General features: G+C 73.9%; 13 protein-coding genes. 10 read left to right on the top strand and 3 right to left on the bottom strand.

What is annotated here, in order from left to right; all coding sequences use genetic code 11:
• Position 1 precedes the first annotated feature (1 nt).
• The gene (locus tag ACZ47G_RS09005) at positions 2-973 is read right to left on the bottom strand and encodes an endonuclease/exonuclease/phosphatase family protein (RefSeq protein ID WP_465740766.1); all 972 of its coding nucleotides are present in this window, start codon (positions 971-973) and stop codon (positions 2-4) included.
• Positions 974-1,040: 67 nt separating this feature from the next.
• On the opposite strand from ACZ47G_RS09005, the gene ACZ47G_RS09000 reads away from it, so the two are divergent.
• The 6 genes from ACZ47G_RS09000 (at position 1,041) to ACZ47G_RS08975 (ending at position 9,184) form a co-directional block, all read left to right on the top strand.
• Complete coding sequence (locus ACZ47G_RS09000) at positions 1,041-1,670, top strand: PadR family transcriptional regulator (RefSeq protein ID WP_465740765.1); 630 nt, start codon at positions 1,041-1,043, stop codon at positions 1,668-1,670.
• Positions 1,671-1,881: 211 nt separating this feature from the next.
• Complete coding sequence (locus ACZ47G_RS08995; RefSeq protein ID WP_465740764.1) at positions 1,882-2,646, top strand: ABC transporter ATP-binding protein; 765 nt, start codon at positions 1,882-1,884, stop codon at positions 2,644-2,646.
• Positions 2,643-5,537 (top strand): FtsX-like permease family protein, encoded by a 2,895-nt coding sequence (locus ACZ47G_RS08990; protein WP_465740763.1) that lies wholly within the window; start codon positions 2,643-2,645, stop codon positions 5,535-5,537. Before ACZ47G_RS08995 ends, ACZ47G_RS08990 begins: the two co-directional genes overlap by 4 nt.
• A 133-nt stretch (positions 5,538-5,670) precedes the next feature.
• The gene (locus ACZ47G_RS08985; protein ID WP_465740762.1) at positions 5,671-7,074 is read left to right on the top strand and encodes a dipeptidase; all 1,404 of its coding nucleotides are present in this window, start codon (positions 5,671-5,673) and stop codon (positions 7,072-7,074) included.
• A gap of 78 nt (positions 7,075-7,152) precedes the next feature.
• Positions 7,153-8,094: an NAD(+) diphosphatase gene (nudC, locus tag ACZ47G_RS08980; RefSeq protein WP_380461822.1), complete on the top strand. Its 942-nt coding sequence runs from the start codon at positions 7,153-7,155 to the stop codon at positions 8,092-8,094.
• 250 nt (positions 8,095-8,344) lie between these two features.
• On the top strand, positions 8,345-9,184 hold the full coding sequence (locus tag ACZ47G_RS08975; protein ID WP_380461823.1) for a GntR family transcriptional regulator: 840 nt from the start codon (positions 8,345-8,347) through the stop codon (positions 9,182-9,184).
• Positions 9,185-9,214: 30 nt separating this feature from the next.
• Here the strand turns inward: ACZ47G_RS08975 and ACZ47G_RS08970 are convergent, their stop codons facing one another.
• Entirely contained in the window at positions 9,215-9,472 is a 258-nt protein-coding gene (locus ACZ47G_RS08970) for a mycoredoxin (protein WP_188304952.1), read from the bottom strand.
• Positions 9,473-9,756: 284 nt separating this feature from the next.
• Here ACZ47G_RS08970 and ACZ47G_RS08965 point away from each other — a divergent pair, with 284 nt between their 5' ends.
• The 4 genes from ACZ47G_RS08965 (at position 9,757) to ACZ47G_RS08950 (ending at position 13,711) form a co-directional block, all read left to right on the top strand.
• Positions 9,757-12,024, top strand: a complete 2,268-nt coding sequence (locus ACZ47G_RS08965) for an ATP-dependent DNA helicase UvrD2 (protein ID WP_465740761.1) — start codon at positions 9,757-9,759, stop codon at positions 12,022-12,024.
• Positions 12,025-12,317: 293 nt separating this feature from the next.
• Complete coding sequence (locus tag ACZ47G_RS08960) at positions 12,318-12,776, top strand: hypothetical protein (RefSeq protein WP_380461825.1); 459 nt, start codon at positions 12,318-12,320, stop codon at positions 12,774-12,776.
• A gap of 168 nt (positions 12,777-12,944) precedes the next feature.
• Positions 12,945-13,313, top strand: coding sequence for a WhiB family transcriptional regulator (locus tag ACZ47G_RS08955; protein ID WP_465740760.1), 369 nt, complete (start codon positions 12,945-12,947; stop codon positions 13,311-13,313).
• Positions 13,314-13,465: 152 nt separating this feature from the next.
• Positions 13,466-13,711, top strand: a complete 246-nt coding sequence (locus ACZ47G_RS08950; RefSeq protein WP_380461827.1) for a hypothetical protein — start codon at positions 13,466-13,468, stop codon at positions 13,709-13,711.
• Positions 13,712-13,859: 148 nt separating this feature from the next.
• On the opposite strand, the gene ACZ47G_RS08945 is transcribed toward ACZ47G_RS08950, so the two are convergent.
• Positions 13,860-15,278, bottom strand: coding sequence for an ABC1 kinase family protein (locus ACZ47G_RS08945; RefSeq protein ID WP_465740759.1), 1,419 nt, complete (start codon positions 15,276-15,278; stop codon positions 13,860-13,862).
• Positions 15,279-15,498: the final 220 nt, after the last annotated feature.

Raw genomic sequence — 15,498 nt, 5'->3', positions numbered from 1 at the left:
CCTAGAGCGACACCCGGACCAGCAGCGGCCGGTGGTCCGACACCCCGGCGCGCGGCGCCGCCGCCGGGCCCACCGCCGCGCGCGGCACCCCCACCGCGAGCACGTGGTCGAACTGCACCGCCGGCCGGTGCGCGGGATAGGTCGGCGTGCGCGCCAGGTCGTACCAGCCCTGCAGCCGCGCCCGCGGCTCGCGCACCCGCCGCCGGCGCGGCTCGGCCAGCACCGGCCGGGCCCGCCGGGCCGCCCGCAGCTCCCGCACCCGCGCCCGCGGCGCGGTGCGCTCCAGCGCCGTCGCCCCGCCGAGCACCGTGCGCGGCACCGCGCCGATCAGGTTGAAGTCCCCCAGTACCAGGTAGGGCTGCGGCAGATCGGCGATCCAGCGCCGGATCCCGGCCAGCTGCGCCATGTTCCAGCCGGGTACGAAGGACAGGTGCGCGGCCACCACGGTGAACGGCCCGCGCTCGCCCTCCAGCACCGCCGCCAGCGCGGCCCGCGGCTCGTCCGGCACCGGGGTCAGCCCGCGCCGCCCGGCCACCCGCAGCGGCAGCCCGAACGGTGCCGGGGCGAACCGGCGGGCCCGCCAGTGCCGGACCGGCAGCCTGGTCAGCAGGGCCGTCCCGTACGAGGGCGCGGCGCCGTCGCCCACCTCGGCCGGGCCGTACACCCGCAGCCCGTCGGGTCCGGACGGCTCCCGCACCCAGCCCGCCACCGGCGCCGGGCGCCCGTGCAGGGCGGCGGCGAAGCGCCAGTCGCCGGCGCCCATCGCCGCGGCCGCCACCGCCGCCTGGTCGGTGCCGCCCGAGCGCGACTGGTGCCGGTCCACCTCCTGCAGGGCCAGGACGTCGGCGTCCAGTGCGGCCACCGCCTGCGCCAACGGGTCTCCCGCGTCGGCCGGGTAGGGCAGCGGCGCGCCGTCCGGGCCGAGCGGCTGGCCGTGCAACAGGTTGAAGGTAGCGATGCGCAACTGGCTCACACCGCACGACGGTACCGGAGGGCGCGCGGCTTGAGGCCGCAGGGCATACCGGGTATACATACTCGGTATGTCCATCCGCCACGGTCTGCTCGCCCTGCTCGATCAGGGCCCCCGCTACGGCTACCAGCTGCGCACCGAGTTCGAGGCGCGCACCGGGGCCACCTGGCCGCTCAACGTCGGGCAGGTCTACACCACGCTGTCCCGACTGGAGCGCGACGGCCTGGTCGAAGCCGCCGGCGAGGACGCCGAGGGCCACCAGTTCTACGCCGTCACCGACGCCGGCCGCGCCGAACTGCGGGCCTGGTTCGACACCCCGGTGCCCCGGACCAACCCCCCGCGCGACGAACTGGCGATCAAGCTCGCCATGGCCGTCACCGTGCCCGGGGTCGACGTCTCAGCCGTCGTCCAGGGCCAGCGCCGGCACAGCATCAAGGCGCTCCAGGACTACACCCGGCTCAAGGGCCGCGCCCTGGCGGGCGAGGCCAGACCCGGCACCGTGCCCTCGGAGAGCAACGACCTCGCCTGGCTGCTCGTCCTCGACCAGCTGATCTTCCAGACCGAGGCCGAGATCCGCTGGCTCGACCACTGCGAGACCCGGCTCTCCCAGCAGGCCGAACTCCAGCAGGCCCGCGCCGCCGAGGCCGCCCGCGACGGCGCCGCGAAACCCAAGCGGCTCGGCCGCCGCAGCCGCGCCTAGAGCCGCCGTAGCCACACCTGGAGCCGCCCCGGCCGCGCCCGGGCCCGGACCGGACCCAGGCCCGGTCCGGATCCAGGCCCGGTCCGGACCCAGAGCCACCCCGGCCGCGCCCGGCCACCCGAAACCACCCGCCGCCGCAGTCGCGCCCAGCCACCCGCACCACGGGCGGGCGCCGCGGCGCCCGCCCGTACCCAGCCCAGAGGGGGGAACCGTGTCCCACACCCAACAGTCCCGGCAGACACCGGTGCTGCACCTGGAGAACGTCACCCGTGTCCACGGCCAAGGCGCCGCCGAGGTCCAGGCCCTGCGCGGCGTCGACCTCAAGGTCCACCCCGGCGAGTTCGTCGCCGTCATGGGCCCCTCCGGCTCCGGCAAGTCGACCCTGCTCACCCTCGCCGGCGGCCTCGACAGCCCGAGCGGCGGCCAGGTCCTGGTCGAGGGCGTCGCCCTCGGAGGACTCACCCGCAAGAAGCTCGCCCAGGTCCGCCGCCGCTCCGTCGGCTACGTCTTCCAGGACTACAACCTGATCCCGGCACTCACCGCCGCCGAGAACATCTCGCTGCCGCGTGAACTCGACGGCCTGTCCGCCCGGGCCGCCCGCCGCGAGGCCCTCGCCGCCCTGGAGGAACTCGGCATCCCCGAGCTCGCCGACCGCTTCCCCGACGACATGTCCGGCGGCCAGCAGCAGCGCGTCGCCATCGCCCGCGCCCTGATCGGCGACCGCCGCCTCGTCCTCGCCGACGAACCCACCGGCGCCCTCGACTCCACCACCGGCGAGGCCGTCCTCGCCGTGCTGCGCGCCCGCTGCGACGCCGGCGCCGCCGCCATGATGGTCACCCACGAAGCCCGGCACGCCGCCTGGGCCGACCGCGTGGTCTTCCTGCGCGACGGCCGCATGGTCGACGAGTCCGTCAGCCAGGACGCCGCCAGCCTGCTCGTCGTCGCCGCCACCAACAGCGCGAAGGTGGACGAGTGAAGCTCAGCGCCTGGCGGGTCGCCCTGCGCATCGCCCGCCGTGACGCCCTGCGGGCCAAGGGCCGCAGCGCCCTGGTCGTCGCGATGGTCGCCCTGCCCGTCCTCGGCGTCACCGGCGCCGACGTGTTCTACCGCAGCTCCACCCTCGAACCCGCCGAACGGGTCGTGCGGATCATGGGTCAGTCCGACGCCGAACTCAACCTGGCCGAGCGTGGCTCCGCCGTCAAACAGGCCCCCAACCCCGACGACGGCGTCCTCACCGACAACCCCAAGGACGACGCCAAGGACGGCGCCGCCCCCGTCTACACCCCCGCCCAGCAGCGCTCCCTCGACACCGAACCCGGTGAACTGGTGCGGCAGTTGCTCCCGCCCGGCAGCACCCTGGTGCCCGAGCACGAGGGCCCCAGCACCGCCGCGAGCAGCACCGAGGGCCTGCTCGCCACCCAGACCGGCGAAGCCGACCTGACCGACCCGGTCTGGCACGGCCGGGTCAACCTGGTCCAGGGCCGCGCCCCCGCCGACGACCACGAGGCCGCCGTCACCCGCGAGTTCCTCAGCCGCTCCGGCCTCAAGCTCGGCGACCGCACCACCGTGCGCGGACTGGAGTCCAACCCCTTCACCATCACCGCCGCCGTCGAGTTCCCCGGTGACCTCAAGGCCACCGAGATCATCGCCCGGCCCGGCGCCCTGGTCGGACGGCTGGCCGGCGCCCCCGGCACGGGCCAGGGCCAGAACCCCGGCCAGAACCCCGCCCCCGCCCCGGCCCCCGACACCGCCACCCGCTGGCTGGTCAAGCTCCCCGCCGGCGCCACCCTCGACTGGGCCAAGGTCACCGAACTCAACGGCTACGGCTTCACCGTCGCCTCCCGCGCCGTCCTGCTCGACCCGCCCGCCCGCGCCGACGTCCCCTTCTACACCGAGATGGACAAGCGCTTCGGCGGCGGAGGCACCGCCTTCTTCGACCGGACCTCCGTCGTCATCCTCGGCACCGTCGCCGGCATGGCCCTGCTGGAGATCGTGCTCCTCGCGGGCCCCGCCTTCGCCGTCGGGGCCCGGCGCTCCCGGCGGCAGCTCGGCCTGCTCGCCGCGGCCGGCGGTGACCGCGCCAACGTCCGCGCGGTCGTCCTCGGCGGCGGCGTCGTCCTCGGCGTCACCGGCGCCGCCGTCGGGCTGGGCCTCGGCGTCGGCCTGGTCGCCCTGCTGCGCACCCAGGCCGAGGACTACGCCGGCCAGCGCTTCGGCCACTTCAACCTGCAGCCGCTCGACCTGCTCGGGGTGCTCCTGGTCGGCCTGGTCACCGGGCTGCTCGCCGCCGTCGTACCCGCCGTCCAGGCCTCCCGCCAGGACGTCGTCTCCGCGCTCACCGGCCGCGACTCGCTCAAGCCCCCGAGCCGCAAGCTCGCCCTGCTCGGCCTGCTGATGCTCGCCGCCGGAACGGCCCTCGCCCTGCTCGGCGCCACCAGCGGCTTCACCAGCCGCAGCCTCGCCGTCCTCGGCGGCTCCGCCCTCGCCGAACTCGGCATGGTCGCCCTCACCCCGTACCTGGTCGGCCTGTTCGGCAAGCTCGGCCGCTGGCTCTCGCTCGGCCCCCGGCTCGCCCTGCGCGACTCCGTACGCCACCGCGGCCGCACCGCGCCCGCCGTCGCCGCCGTGATGGCCGCCGTCGCCGGCTCCGTCGCGGTCAGCATCTACCTGGCCAGCTACGACGACCAGCAGCGCCACGAGTACGTGGCCGGCGGCCCCGCCGGGGCCGTCATGCTCGGCGGCTGGATCAGCGACAGCGACGCCAAGCTGCTGCCGCAGCTGCGCGACACCGTCGAACGTTCCATCCCCGACATCGGGCCCCGCGCCGACGTCGCCCGGGTCATCTACAAGGGCGACTGCTCGGGGGGCAAGCCCTGCGGCTTCGTCCGGATCGAACTGCCCAAGGAACTGCGCTGCCCCGCCTACGACGGCGACACCGTGCTCAGCAACGAGGAGATCAACCGGATCACCTCCTCCGACCCGCGCTGCCAGGTCCGCGACCGCAGCGGCAACCACTTCAGCAACCTGACGGCGGGTGACCCCACCCTGGTGCGCAACCTCTTCGGCGTCACCGACCCGGCCGCCGCCACGGCCCTCGCGGCCGGCAAGGCCGTCGTCTTCGACCCGCGCTACGTCAAGGACGGCAAGCTGATCATCGAGACCACCGAGCCGTTCGACCGCGGCGTCGGCGGCGCGAGCCAGGCCAAGCCGGCGCGCACCGAACTCACCGTCGACGCCGTCCTGGTGTCCGCCACCGTCCCGGCCCACGGCCAGGCCGTGATCAGCCCCGAGACCGCCGGCCGGCTCGGCCTCGGCACCACCCCGGCCGGCTCGGTCTGGCTGCCCGCCGGCCCGCCCACCGACGCCGCCGAGCAGAAGGCCAACGGCGCACTGGCCAAGGTCAGCGACCACAGCCAGTTCTCGATCGAGCGCGGCTACCAGTCCCGGGCCGGACTGATCGGCCTCGGCCTGAACGGCTTCGCCGCCCTGGTCGCCCTCGGCGCCGCCGGCATCGCCACCGGACTCGCCGCCGCCGACTCCCAGCGCGACCTGACCACCCTCGCCGCGGTCGGCGCCGAACCGCGCATCCGGCGCTCGCTCTCCGGCTTCCAGTGCGGGGTGATCGCCGCCATGGGGACCCTGCTCGGCACCGTCTGCGGCGTCCTGCCGGCCGTGGCCCTGCGCAAGGTCCAGGGCCTGGCGAGCAGCTACCCCGGCATGAGCCCCGAGGAGATCGCCGAGAAGTCCTCGGTGGTCTTCCCCTGGCCCACCGTCGCCGCCACCGTGGTGGTGCTGCCGCTGCTCGCGGCGGGCCTGGCCGCGGCCCTCACCCGCTCGCGGATCTCGCTGCTGCGCCGCACCGGCTGACGCCCGCGCCCGGCTCCCGTCACCCCCGCCCGCCCTGCCCGGCGGCGGGGGTGACGGAGGTTACAGCCCCGACGGCGTCCGGCACCCGGAGGGCCGGGGCGGGCACCCGTACGGGCGAACTACAGTCGTCGGTATGACGAGAACCCCGGACAGCGCCGTCCGCTCCCACATCGACCAGCACCAGGCCGCGTTCCTCGCCGACCTCTCCGAATGGCTGGCCATCCCCTCGGTCTCCGCCGACCCGGAGCGCGCCGGGGACGTCCGCCGCTCCGCCGACTGGCTGGCCGCCAAGCTGCGCGACACCGGCTTCCCGGTGGCCGAGGTGTGGGAGACCGACGGGCTGCCGGCGGTGTTCGCCGAGTGGCCGTCCGGGGACGAGTCCGCGCCGACCGTCCTGGTCTACGGGCACCACGACGTGCAGCCCGCCGCGAAGGAGGACGGCTGGGACACCGAGCCGTTCACCCCGACCGTGGTCGGCGGCCGGCTGTACGCGCGCGGCGCCGCCGACGACAAGGGCCAGGTGTTCTTCCACACCCTGGGGGTGCGCGCCCACCTGGCCGCCACCGGCCGCACCGCGCCGGCCGTCAACCTCAAGCTGCTGATCGAGGGGGAGGAGGAGTCCGGCTCGCCGCACTTCGCCGACCTGGTGCGGCGCGAGGCCGAGCGGCTGGCCGCCGACGTGGTGATCATCTCCGACACCGGCATGTGGTCCGAGACCACGCCGACCGTGTGCACCGGCATGCGCGGCCTCGCCGACGCCCAGCTCGACCTGTACGGGCCGGACACCGACATCCACTCCGGCTCCTTCGGCGGCGCCGTCCCCAACCCGGCGCAGGTCGCGGCCGAGCTGGCCGCCGCCCTGCACGACGCCGACCACAGGGTCGCCGTCCCGGGCTTCTACGACGGGGTCGTGGAGCTGACCGAGCGCGAGCGCGAGCTGTTCGCCGAACTGCCCTTCGACGAGGCGCAGTGGCTGCGCGTCGCCAAGTCCCACGGCACCCGCGGCGAGGCCGGGTACTCCACCCTGGAGCGGGTCTGGGCCCGTCCGACCGCCGAGGTCAACGGCATCTGGGGCGGCTACACCGGCCCCGGCGGCAAGACCATCGTGCCGTCCTCGGCCCACCTCAAGCTGTCCTTCCGGCTGGTCGCCGGGCAGGAGGTGGAGAAGGTCCGCGAGGCGGTCCGGGCCTGGGTCGCCGAGCAGGTCCCCGAGGGCATCCGGTACGAGCTGGTCTTCCCCGGCGCGACCCGGCCCTGCCTGACCCCGCTGGACCACCCGGCGCTGCAGTCCACCGTCCGCGCGATGGGCCGCGCCTTCGGGCAGAAGATCCTCTTCACCCGCGAGGGCGGCTCGGGCCCCGCGGCCGACCTGCAGGACGTGCTGGGCGCGCCGGTGCTGTTCCTCGGCATCTCGGTGCCCTCGGACGGCTGGCACTCGGTCAACGAGAAGGTCGAGCTGGACCTGCTGGCCAAGGGCGTCGAGACCGCCGCCTACCTGTGGGGCGACCTGGCCGAGAACTTCCGGCCCGGCGCGTGAGCCTCTCTCGCGCCTGCTTTCGCACCATGGCAGTCAGATCACTCATCCGGATGATTCACCACGTGGGGATGGAACGACGTGAGCACCGTGCCTGAGACCGAGCGTCCGCGGGCCCTGGCCCTGTCCAGGGCCGGAGTGGAGCGGGCGGCCGAGCACCGGTTCGACGAGCCCTGGCTGGCGGCCGCCTGGAGCCACCCCGCCACCCGGGTGCTGCCGATCGCCGGCGGCGAGGCCTTCGTCGTCGACACCGCCGAGGGCACCGAGCTCGTCCTGCTGCCCTCCTTCGAGGCGCCGCAGACCGGGGACCGCTACTTCCTCGGCACCGACGAGGACGGCGTCTCCTACTTCGCGCTGGCCGGCGAGAGCCTGCCCGGCCGGCTGGACGGCGACGCCCGCCCGGCCGGACTGCGCGAGGTCGGCGCGATGCTGTCCGACCGCGACGCCGGCCTGCTGGTGCACGCCGTCGCCCTGGAGCACTGGCACCGGCTGCACAGCTTCTGCTCGCGCTGCGGCCACCCGACCGAGAAGGCCGGCGCCGGGCATGTGCGGCGCTGCACCTCCTGCGCGGCCGAGCACTACCCGCGCACCGACCCGGCGGTGATCATGGTGATCACCGACGAGCAGGACCGCTGCCTGCTCGGCCGCCAGGCGATCTGGCCGGAGGGCCGCTGGTCCACGCTGGCCGGCTTCGTCGAGCCGGGGGAGTCGATCGAGCAGGCGGTGGCCCGCGAGGTGCACGAGGAGGCGGGGGTGCGGGTCGGCGAGGTCCGCTACGTGGCCAGCCAGCCCTGGCCGTTCCCGTCCAGCCTGATGCTCGGCTTCACCGGCAAGGCGCTGCCCGGCGGCACCGAGATCACCGTGGACGGCGAGGAGCTGGCCGAGGCGCGCTGGTTCTCCCGCGAGGAGCTGCGGGCCGGGATGGAGGCCGGTGAGATCCTGCCGCCCTCCGGCATCTCGATCGCCCGCCACCTGGTCGAACTCTGGTACGGCGAACCGCTGCCGTCGGCGGCGCGCTGGTAATCCTGTACGAATTCCCGGTGCTTCCGTGCACTTCTGCGCACATCTGCACCTAAGGGGGCGCGTGGCTTATGCCGCGCGCCCCCGATTTCCTTTCCAAGCCCGCCCCGAATCCCGCACGACCGGCTGTTCGTGGCCGGACGGGCCAGTTCTGCTACCGCAGGACACTTCCGGGCCCCCACCGTCAACCCGCGCGGACGACATTGCCGGAAACGGCTGAAACCGCGTCACCGCGCTCGCTACATTCACTCGGGTGACAATCCCCCGGGGCACCGCCCAATCCCCCAAATACCAGCGCCTCGCCGCGGACCTGCGCCGCCGGATCGCCGAGGGCGAGTTCACCGCCGACGCCGCCCTCCCGGTCGAGAGCGAACTGGAACGCCAGTACGGCGTCGCCCGCAACACCGTCCGGCTCGCCGTCGACGTCCTGGTCAACGAGGGCCGACTCGTCCGGCTCCAGGGCAAGGGCACCTACCTGCGCGAACACCCCGTGCTCGACCACCACGCCTACGGACCCACCCAGCCCCCCGCGCCGCGCGACTGCCTCGCCGCGCCCTCCACCGTCTACCTCGGCGAAGCCGCCGAAGCCGGGCGCGAACTCAGCACCGACTTCGAGATGATGATCGTCCGGGCCCGCGTCGACATCGCCGAACGCCTCGGACTGCGCCCCGGCGAGGCCATCGTCGTCCGCCGCCAGCTGCGCCTGCTCGACCGCGAGCCCTACTCCATCGAGGAGAGCCACTACCGGGCCGGACTCGCCGCCGGCACCCCGCTGATGGAACCCGACCCCGTCGAGGGCGGGGACGAAGCCGTCCTCGCCACCCTCGGCCGCACCGAGATCGGCGCCGTCGACCACCTCGTCGCCCGGATGCCCGGCCCCGAGGAGGCCCAGTGGTTCCAGGGCGGCCCCGGCGTCCCGCTCGTGGTCCAGACCCGGGTCACCTACGACCGGCGCGGCCCCGTCCGGGTCATCGAGACCCGCTACTCCGCCGACCGCAGCCGACTCGTCTACGGCATCGGCGACCTCGGCGCGCGCACCACCCTGCCCGCCCCCGCCACCCCGGTCGACCCGGCCCGGGCCGACGCGCCGTGACGCGCGCCGACCCGACCCGGCCCGGCCGGCTCAGGCCGCCAGGGCCTTCTTGACCTGGATCAGGCTCGGGTTGGTCATCACGACCCGCTCGCCACCGCCCACCGGCTGGACCAGCACCGTCGGCACCGTCTGGTTGCCGTTGTTCACCGACTCGACGAACGCCGCCGACGCCGGGTCCTCCTCGATGTTGATCTCGGTGTAGCCGATGCCTTCACGGTCCAGCTGGCTCTTGAGCCGGTTGCAGTAACCACACCAGGTCGTGCTGTACATCGTCACGGTGCCGGACATCGAGAGGGCTCCTTCGAAAGAGGGGTTCGTACGGTCTCACACCCGCAACGTCCACCGGACGGCAGTCATTCCGGCCGGATCCCGAAGGGGGGCGTGCGGGCCGGCCGCGTGGGGACCGGGCGCGTACCGGCCCCGTGACCGAGGCCGGTGACCCGTGGCCGGTGGCCCGTGACCCGTGACCCGAGGCCGGTGACCCGTGACCCGTACGAGAGCGGAGCGATCATCCTGCGATCACACCGGGCCTGTGGACAACCCCGCCCAGGTTGTCCCACCGGGCTGAGAGGATGGAACGCATGCAGGATGACCTCTTGAGCGGCAGCCCCTACGACGGCCCCCACGGCTCCCCCTGGGCCGACCCCGGCGCCGCCACGGGCCCCGACGCCGTGCTCGCCGGGCTCGACCCCGAACAGCGCGCCGTCGCCACCGCCCTGCAGGGCCCCGTCTGCGTCCTGGCCGGCGCCGGCACCGGCAAGACCCGCGCCATCACCCACCGGATCGCCTACGGCGTGCGCAGCGGCGTCTACCAGCCCCAGCAGGTCCTCGCCGTCACCTTCACCGCCCGCGCCGCCGGCGAGATGCGCGGCCGACTGCGCCAGCTCGGCGCCGACGGCGTCCAGGCCCGCACCTTCCACTCCGCCGCCCTGCGCCAGCTCCAGTACTTCTGGCCCCGCGCCATCGGCGGCCCGGTGCCCCAGCTCCTCGAACGCAAGGTCCAGCTCGTCGCCGAGGCCGCCGGCCGCTGCGGACTGCGCGTCCAGCGCACCGAACTGCGCGACCTCACCGCCGAGATCGAATGGGCCAAGGTCACCCAGACCGCCCCCGAGGACTACCCCGCCGCCGTCGCCAAGTCCGGCCGCGAAGCCCCCCGCGACCCCGCCGAGACCGCCCAGGTCTACCGGGTCTACGAGGAGACCAAGAGCCGCCGCGGCAACATCGACTTCGAGGACGTCCTGCTGCTCACCGCGGCCATCCTGGAGGACCGCCCCGACATCGCCGACCAGGTCCGCAGCCAGTACCGGCACTTCACCGTCGACGAGTACCAGGACGTCTCCCCGCTCCAGCAGCGCCTGCTCGACCGCTGGACCGGCGCCGACGGCGGTGCCAGCCTCTGCGTCGTCGGCGACGCCAGCCAGACCATCTACTCCTTCACCGGCGCCACCCCCGACTACCTGCTCAACTTCCGCAGCCGCCACCCCCAGGCCACCGTCGTCAAGCTCGTCCGTGACTACCGCTCCACCCCCCAGGTCGTCCACCTCGCCAACGGGCTGCTCTCCCAGGCCCGCGGCGAGGCCGCCCGCCACCGCCTGGAACTCGTCTCCCAGCGCGAGGCCGGCCCCGAACCGGTCTACACCGAGTACGAGGACGAACCCACCGAGGCCGAGACCACCGCCCGCCGCATCAAGGACCTCCTCGCCGCCGGCGTGCGCGCCAGCGAGATCGCCGTCCTGTTCCGCACCAACGGCCAGTCCGAGGTCTACGAACAGGCCCTCGCCGACCTCGGCGTGCCCTACCAGCTCAAGGGCGCCGAACGGTTCTTCGAACGCCCCGAGGTCCGCGACGCCGGCGTCCTGCTGCGCGGCGCCGCCCGCGCCGCCGCCGACCCGCTCACCGCCGGCGCCCCCGACCTCGCCGGCCAGGTCCGCGCCGTCCTCGCCAGCCGCGGCTTCACCCCCGAACCGCCGGCCGGCTCCGGCGCCGTCCGGGACCGCTGGGAGTCCCTCGCCGCCCTCGTCCGCCTCGCCGAGGAGTTCGAGCGCACCCGCACCGCCGAGGGCCTGACCACCGACCTCGCCGCCTACGTCGCCGAACTCGACGCCCGCGCCGCCGCCCAGCACGCCCCCGCCGTCGAAGGCGTCACCCTCGCCTCGCTGCACGCCGCCAAGGGCCTCGAGTGGGACGCCGTCTTCCTCGTCGGCCTCACCGAGGGCACCCTGCCGATCATTTACGCCAAGACCGACGAGCAGGTCGAGGAGGAGCGCCGCCTCCTCTACGTCGGCGTCACCCGCGCCCGCAAGCACCTCAGCCTCTCCTGGGCCCTCTCCCGCTCCCCGGGCGGCCGCGCCTCCCGCAAGCCCAGCCGCTTCATGGACGGACTGCGCCCCGGCTCCGCCGCACCGGGCGCACGCACCGGCGCGCGGGGCGGCCGGGGGAGCGTCGAGCCCGGCGAGCGCTCCGCCGGCCGACGGGTCCGCGGCCCGGTCAAGTGCCGGGTCTGCGACAAGCCGCTGACCGACGCCGTCGAACGCAAGCTGCGCCGCTGCGAGGACTGTCCGTCCACGATGGACGAGGCACTGTACGAACGACTGCGCGAGTGGCGGGCCCGGCAGGCGAAGAAGCAGGGCGCCCCGGCCTACGTGGTGTTCACCGACGCGACGCTGATGGCGATCGCCGAGGACGTGCCCGCCGGCCGCCAGGAACTGGCCCTGATCTCGGGGGTCGGCGCCATGAAGCTGGACAAGTACGGGGCCGCCGTGCTCTCGTTGTGTGCGGGGGAGGAGCCCGAGGAGGATCCGGACGGCGTCGAGGACGACGGTCCGATCGATCCGGCGTGAGCCGGCACGGGCGCGGTCCAGGGGACTGCTCGGGGGACTTCGCAACCGCTGCGGAAGGTCGCGCGGACCACGCCGTCGATGGCGTCGCGTGAACTCGCGTGAAAAATAGTTTGCGCGGCATACCGGGAGCGCAATAGCCTGCCGGAGCGGTCAAGGGGACGCGGTCGCACGGGGTGACACCTGTGCCGATCCCCCTCGCCACACAGCTTCACACAGCTTCACCGAGACAGACATCCGAACATTCGGAGCCAGGGGAACCAGGCTCCGCGAGACGCCGAGAGGAGGCGAAGACAGTGGGAAACATCATGATCACCAAAATGACTGGCCAGACCGTTGTCGCTGCCTCCCTGCGTGCCGCCCGCCTGCGGGCGCTCGCCGAGCTCGGTGGAACCGGTCTGGGTCTCGACACCACCGGTGTCTCCGTCGCCTCCGCTGTCAGTGGCCTTGGGCACACTGATCTGTGCCTCACGGGCGGCAGGAGTGTCGAAGGCACCGTCGTCGAGACCGGTCTGTCCCGTGGCTGGGCGCAGGTCAGCACGTCGCGTCCCGAGTGCGATGAGCGACCGCTCCAGGCACCGAAGTCCGTCGTAATCGCCGCCAGGCATGGCGACTATGCGCAGGTCATCGGTGCCGGAAACGCCCAGAAGCAGAACAAGCAGCAGATCAACCAGGTCATGGCCGCCTTTACCGGCGCCAAGGCCATCCGGATGTGGGCCTTCCGCGGCCCTGAACCCTGGAGAGAACGAACCTGAGTCAGCCTCAGGTCGGCACCTCCAGGGCCGCGGAACCCGTCACACCGGGATCCGCGGCCCTTCTGTTTTGTCCGGTACGCAAGACCACCCAGGCCCTCCGGGGCCTCCGGCCCAGCACCACCAGTCCACTGGGCCGGAACCACTGAGAAGACGAGGAAGACGCCCACAGTGTCCACGGTCATCACGCCGCCCATCCCGTCCGTACCGCAGACAAGCCAGATCAACGAGGCCGACCAGGCCGACCCCCCGGAGGTTCCGTTCATGCAGCTCAACTCGATCGAGCAGGCCGAGGCGCTCGGTCTCCCCATCCCGTGCCGCGCCTTCGACCCGGAGGTCTTCTTCGCCGAGACGCCCGCCGACGTCGAGTACGCGAAGTCCCTCTGCGGCACCTGCCCGGTGAAGGACGCCTGCCTGACCGGCGCCCTCGAGCGGCGCGAGCCGTGGGGCGTCTGGGGCGGCGAGCTCTTCGTCCAGGGTGTCGTCGTGGCCCGCAAGCGGCCGCGTGGCCGTCCGCGCAAGACCGAGGTCATGGCGTGAACCCCGCCCACGACGCCAGGGCAGTCCGCCGGGGAGAGCAGCCCCCGCTGGAAAGCGCCCTCCGCCGGTCCGTACGGATAGCCGCCGCCAAGGCCGACGCAGCAGCCCGCACCATCCCATTCCCGAGCACGCACCACGAGCAGGACCACCACATGACCCCCGCCGCCATCGATCCGACCGTCCGCGCTGAGCAGACCACCGAACTTCAGATCCAGAACAGGACCCTCGAAATGCAACTCATGCATGAATCCCTGGCCCGTGCCCATATGCAAGACAGGCTCCACGAGGCGGAGGAACAACGCCTCGTCAGCCGGGTCGTCCGGGCGCGCAAGCTCCGGCAGCGGGCCGAGCGGGCCTCCCTCCGGGCCCGCAAGGCGCTCGCCGTCGCGCTGATGTGACGCGCCGGAAGCAGGCGGCTCGCCGCCGATCCGACTGACCCCCGTCGTGCCGCAGGCCGCCCCCCGTACTCGGGGAGCGGCCTGCGGCCGTTGTCGTGGGCCGTTGTCGTGGGCCGGTGCCGTCGGCCGTGGCCGTCCGTCCGGTGTGTCAGGGGCGGGCGGGTTTGGTGCTCTTCCCGGCCGCCGGGGTGGTGCGCTTCGCGGGGGCGGCCACCGGCTCGGCCGGCTCCTCGGGCCGCTCACCGGCGAACTCGGGCAGCCACTCCAGCATCTCGGCCCGGAACGGAGCCTTGGCGCCCAGCTGACACAACACCCCGATGGTGCTCAGCGTCACCCGGTGGATCAGCAGGTACGCGGGCGGCAGGTTCAGTTGCTTGCCCAGGTTGTACGCGGGCGAGCGCGGATCGGCGATCCGGGCCGCCTGGGCCCGCATCCAGGTCCGGGTGAAGTGGAAGCTGTCCACCGCGGCCGGCTCGATGATCGGCAGCAAGTAGTCCAGCACCGCGTCCGGATCCAGCTGGACCGAGGGCTTCACGAAGCCCTCCTCGCGCAGCATCTTCAGCACGCCCGCCGCGTCACCGTCCAGGGCCATCCGCAGCGAGGCCCCGATCGGTGCGGGCAGCCCGCCGGGCAGCCGGTCCACCGTGCCGAAGTCCAGCACGCCCAGCCGCCAGCCCTCGGCCGGGCCGTCGTCCTTCAGCAGCCGGAAGTTACCGGGGTGCGGATCCGCGTGCAGCAGACCGGTCCGGGACGGCCCGGCGAACAGGAACCGGGCCAGCAGCCGTCCGGCGCGGTCGCGCTCCTCCTGGGTGCCGTTCGCGATCACCTCGGCCAGCGGGGTGCCGTCCATCCACTCGGTGACCAGCACCTGGTCGGCCTGCGCCACCACGACCGGCACCACGATGTCAGGGTCGCCCGCGAACTCCTCGGCGTGCCGGCGCTGGGCCTGGGCCTCCAGCTCGTAGTCCAGCTCCTCGGAGACGCGCTCACGTAGCTCGGTGATCAGCGGCTTGATGTCCAGCCCGGGGATCAGCGGGCCGAGCAGCCAGGCCACCCGGCTCAGCTGGGAGAGGTCGGCCAGCAGCGCGTCGCCGGCGCCCGGGTACTGCACCTTCACCGCGACCCGTCTGCCGTCGTGCCAGACCGCCCGGTGCACCTGGCCGATCGAGGCGGCCGCCGCCGGGCGGTCGTCGAACTCCAGGAACAGCTCGCGCCAGCCGTCTCCGAGCCGCTGGGCGAGCGCCGTGTGCACCTTGGCGGCGGGCATCGGAGGAGCGGCGTCCTGCAGCTTGGTGAGCGCGGCCCGATAGGGGCCGGCGACCTCCTCGGGCAGCGCGGCCTCGAAGACGGACAGCACCTGCCCGAACTTCATCGCGCCGCCCTTGAGCTCGCCCAGGACCTTGAACAGCTGGTCGGCGGTGGCCTGCTGGAGCTCGGCCGTCACCACCTCGGCCGACCGGCCGCCGATCCGCTTGCCCAGTCCGAGCGTGGCGCGGCCGGCTATCCCCAACGGCAGGGCGGCGAGCCGTGCCGTGCGGGTCACTGCCTTGCGCGGAAGATCGCTCACCCGGGCCTCCAATCCCCTGGCCCCCCGACGCCGGACGGCCCACCATCACTACGCCATTGTGCCCGGTTCCGGGGCTGGTTCCGGCGGTATTTCTCGGGGGCCGGGGGGCGGTGACTTCCGGGGCGCCTTGTTGACGCTCCGGGGGCCCGCCCCCTCCCCCCCACCCCCCACCCACCCTCCTCCCACCTCACCCGCCGCCTGCCCACCCACCTCCCACGCT

This window comes from Kitasatospora sp. NPDC030952 (assembly GCF_055571335.1).
This window is presented reverse-complemented; position numbering and strand designations above follow the sequence as displayed.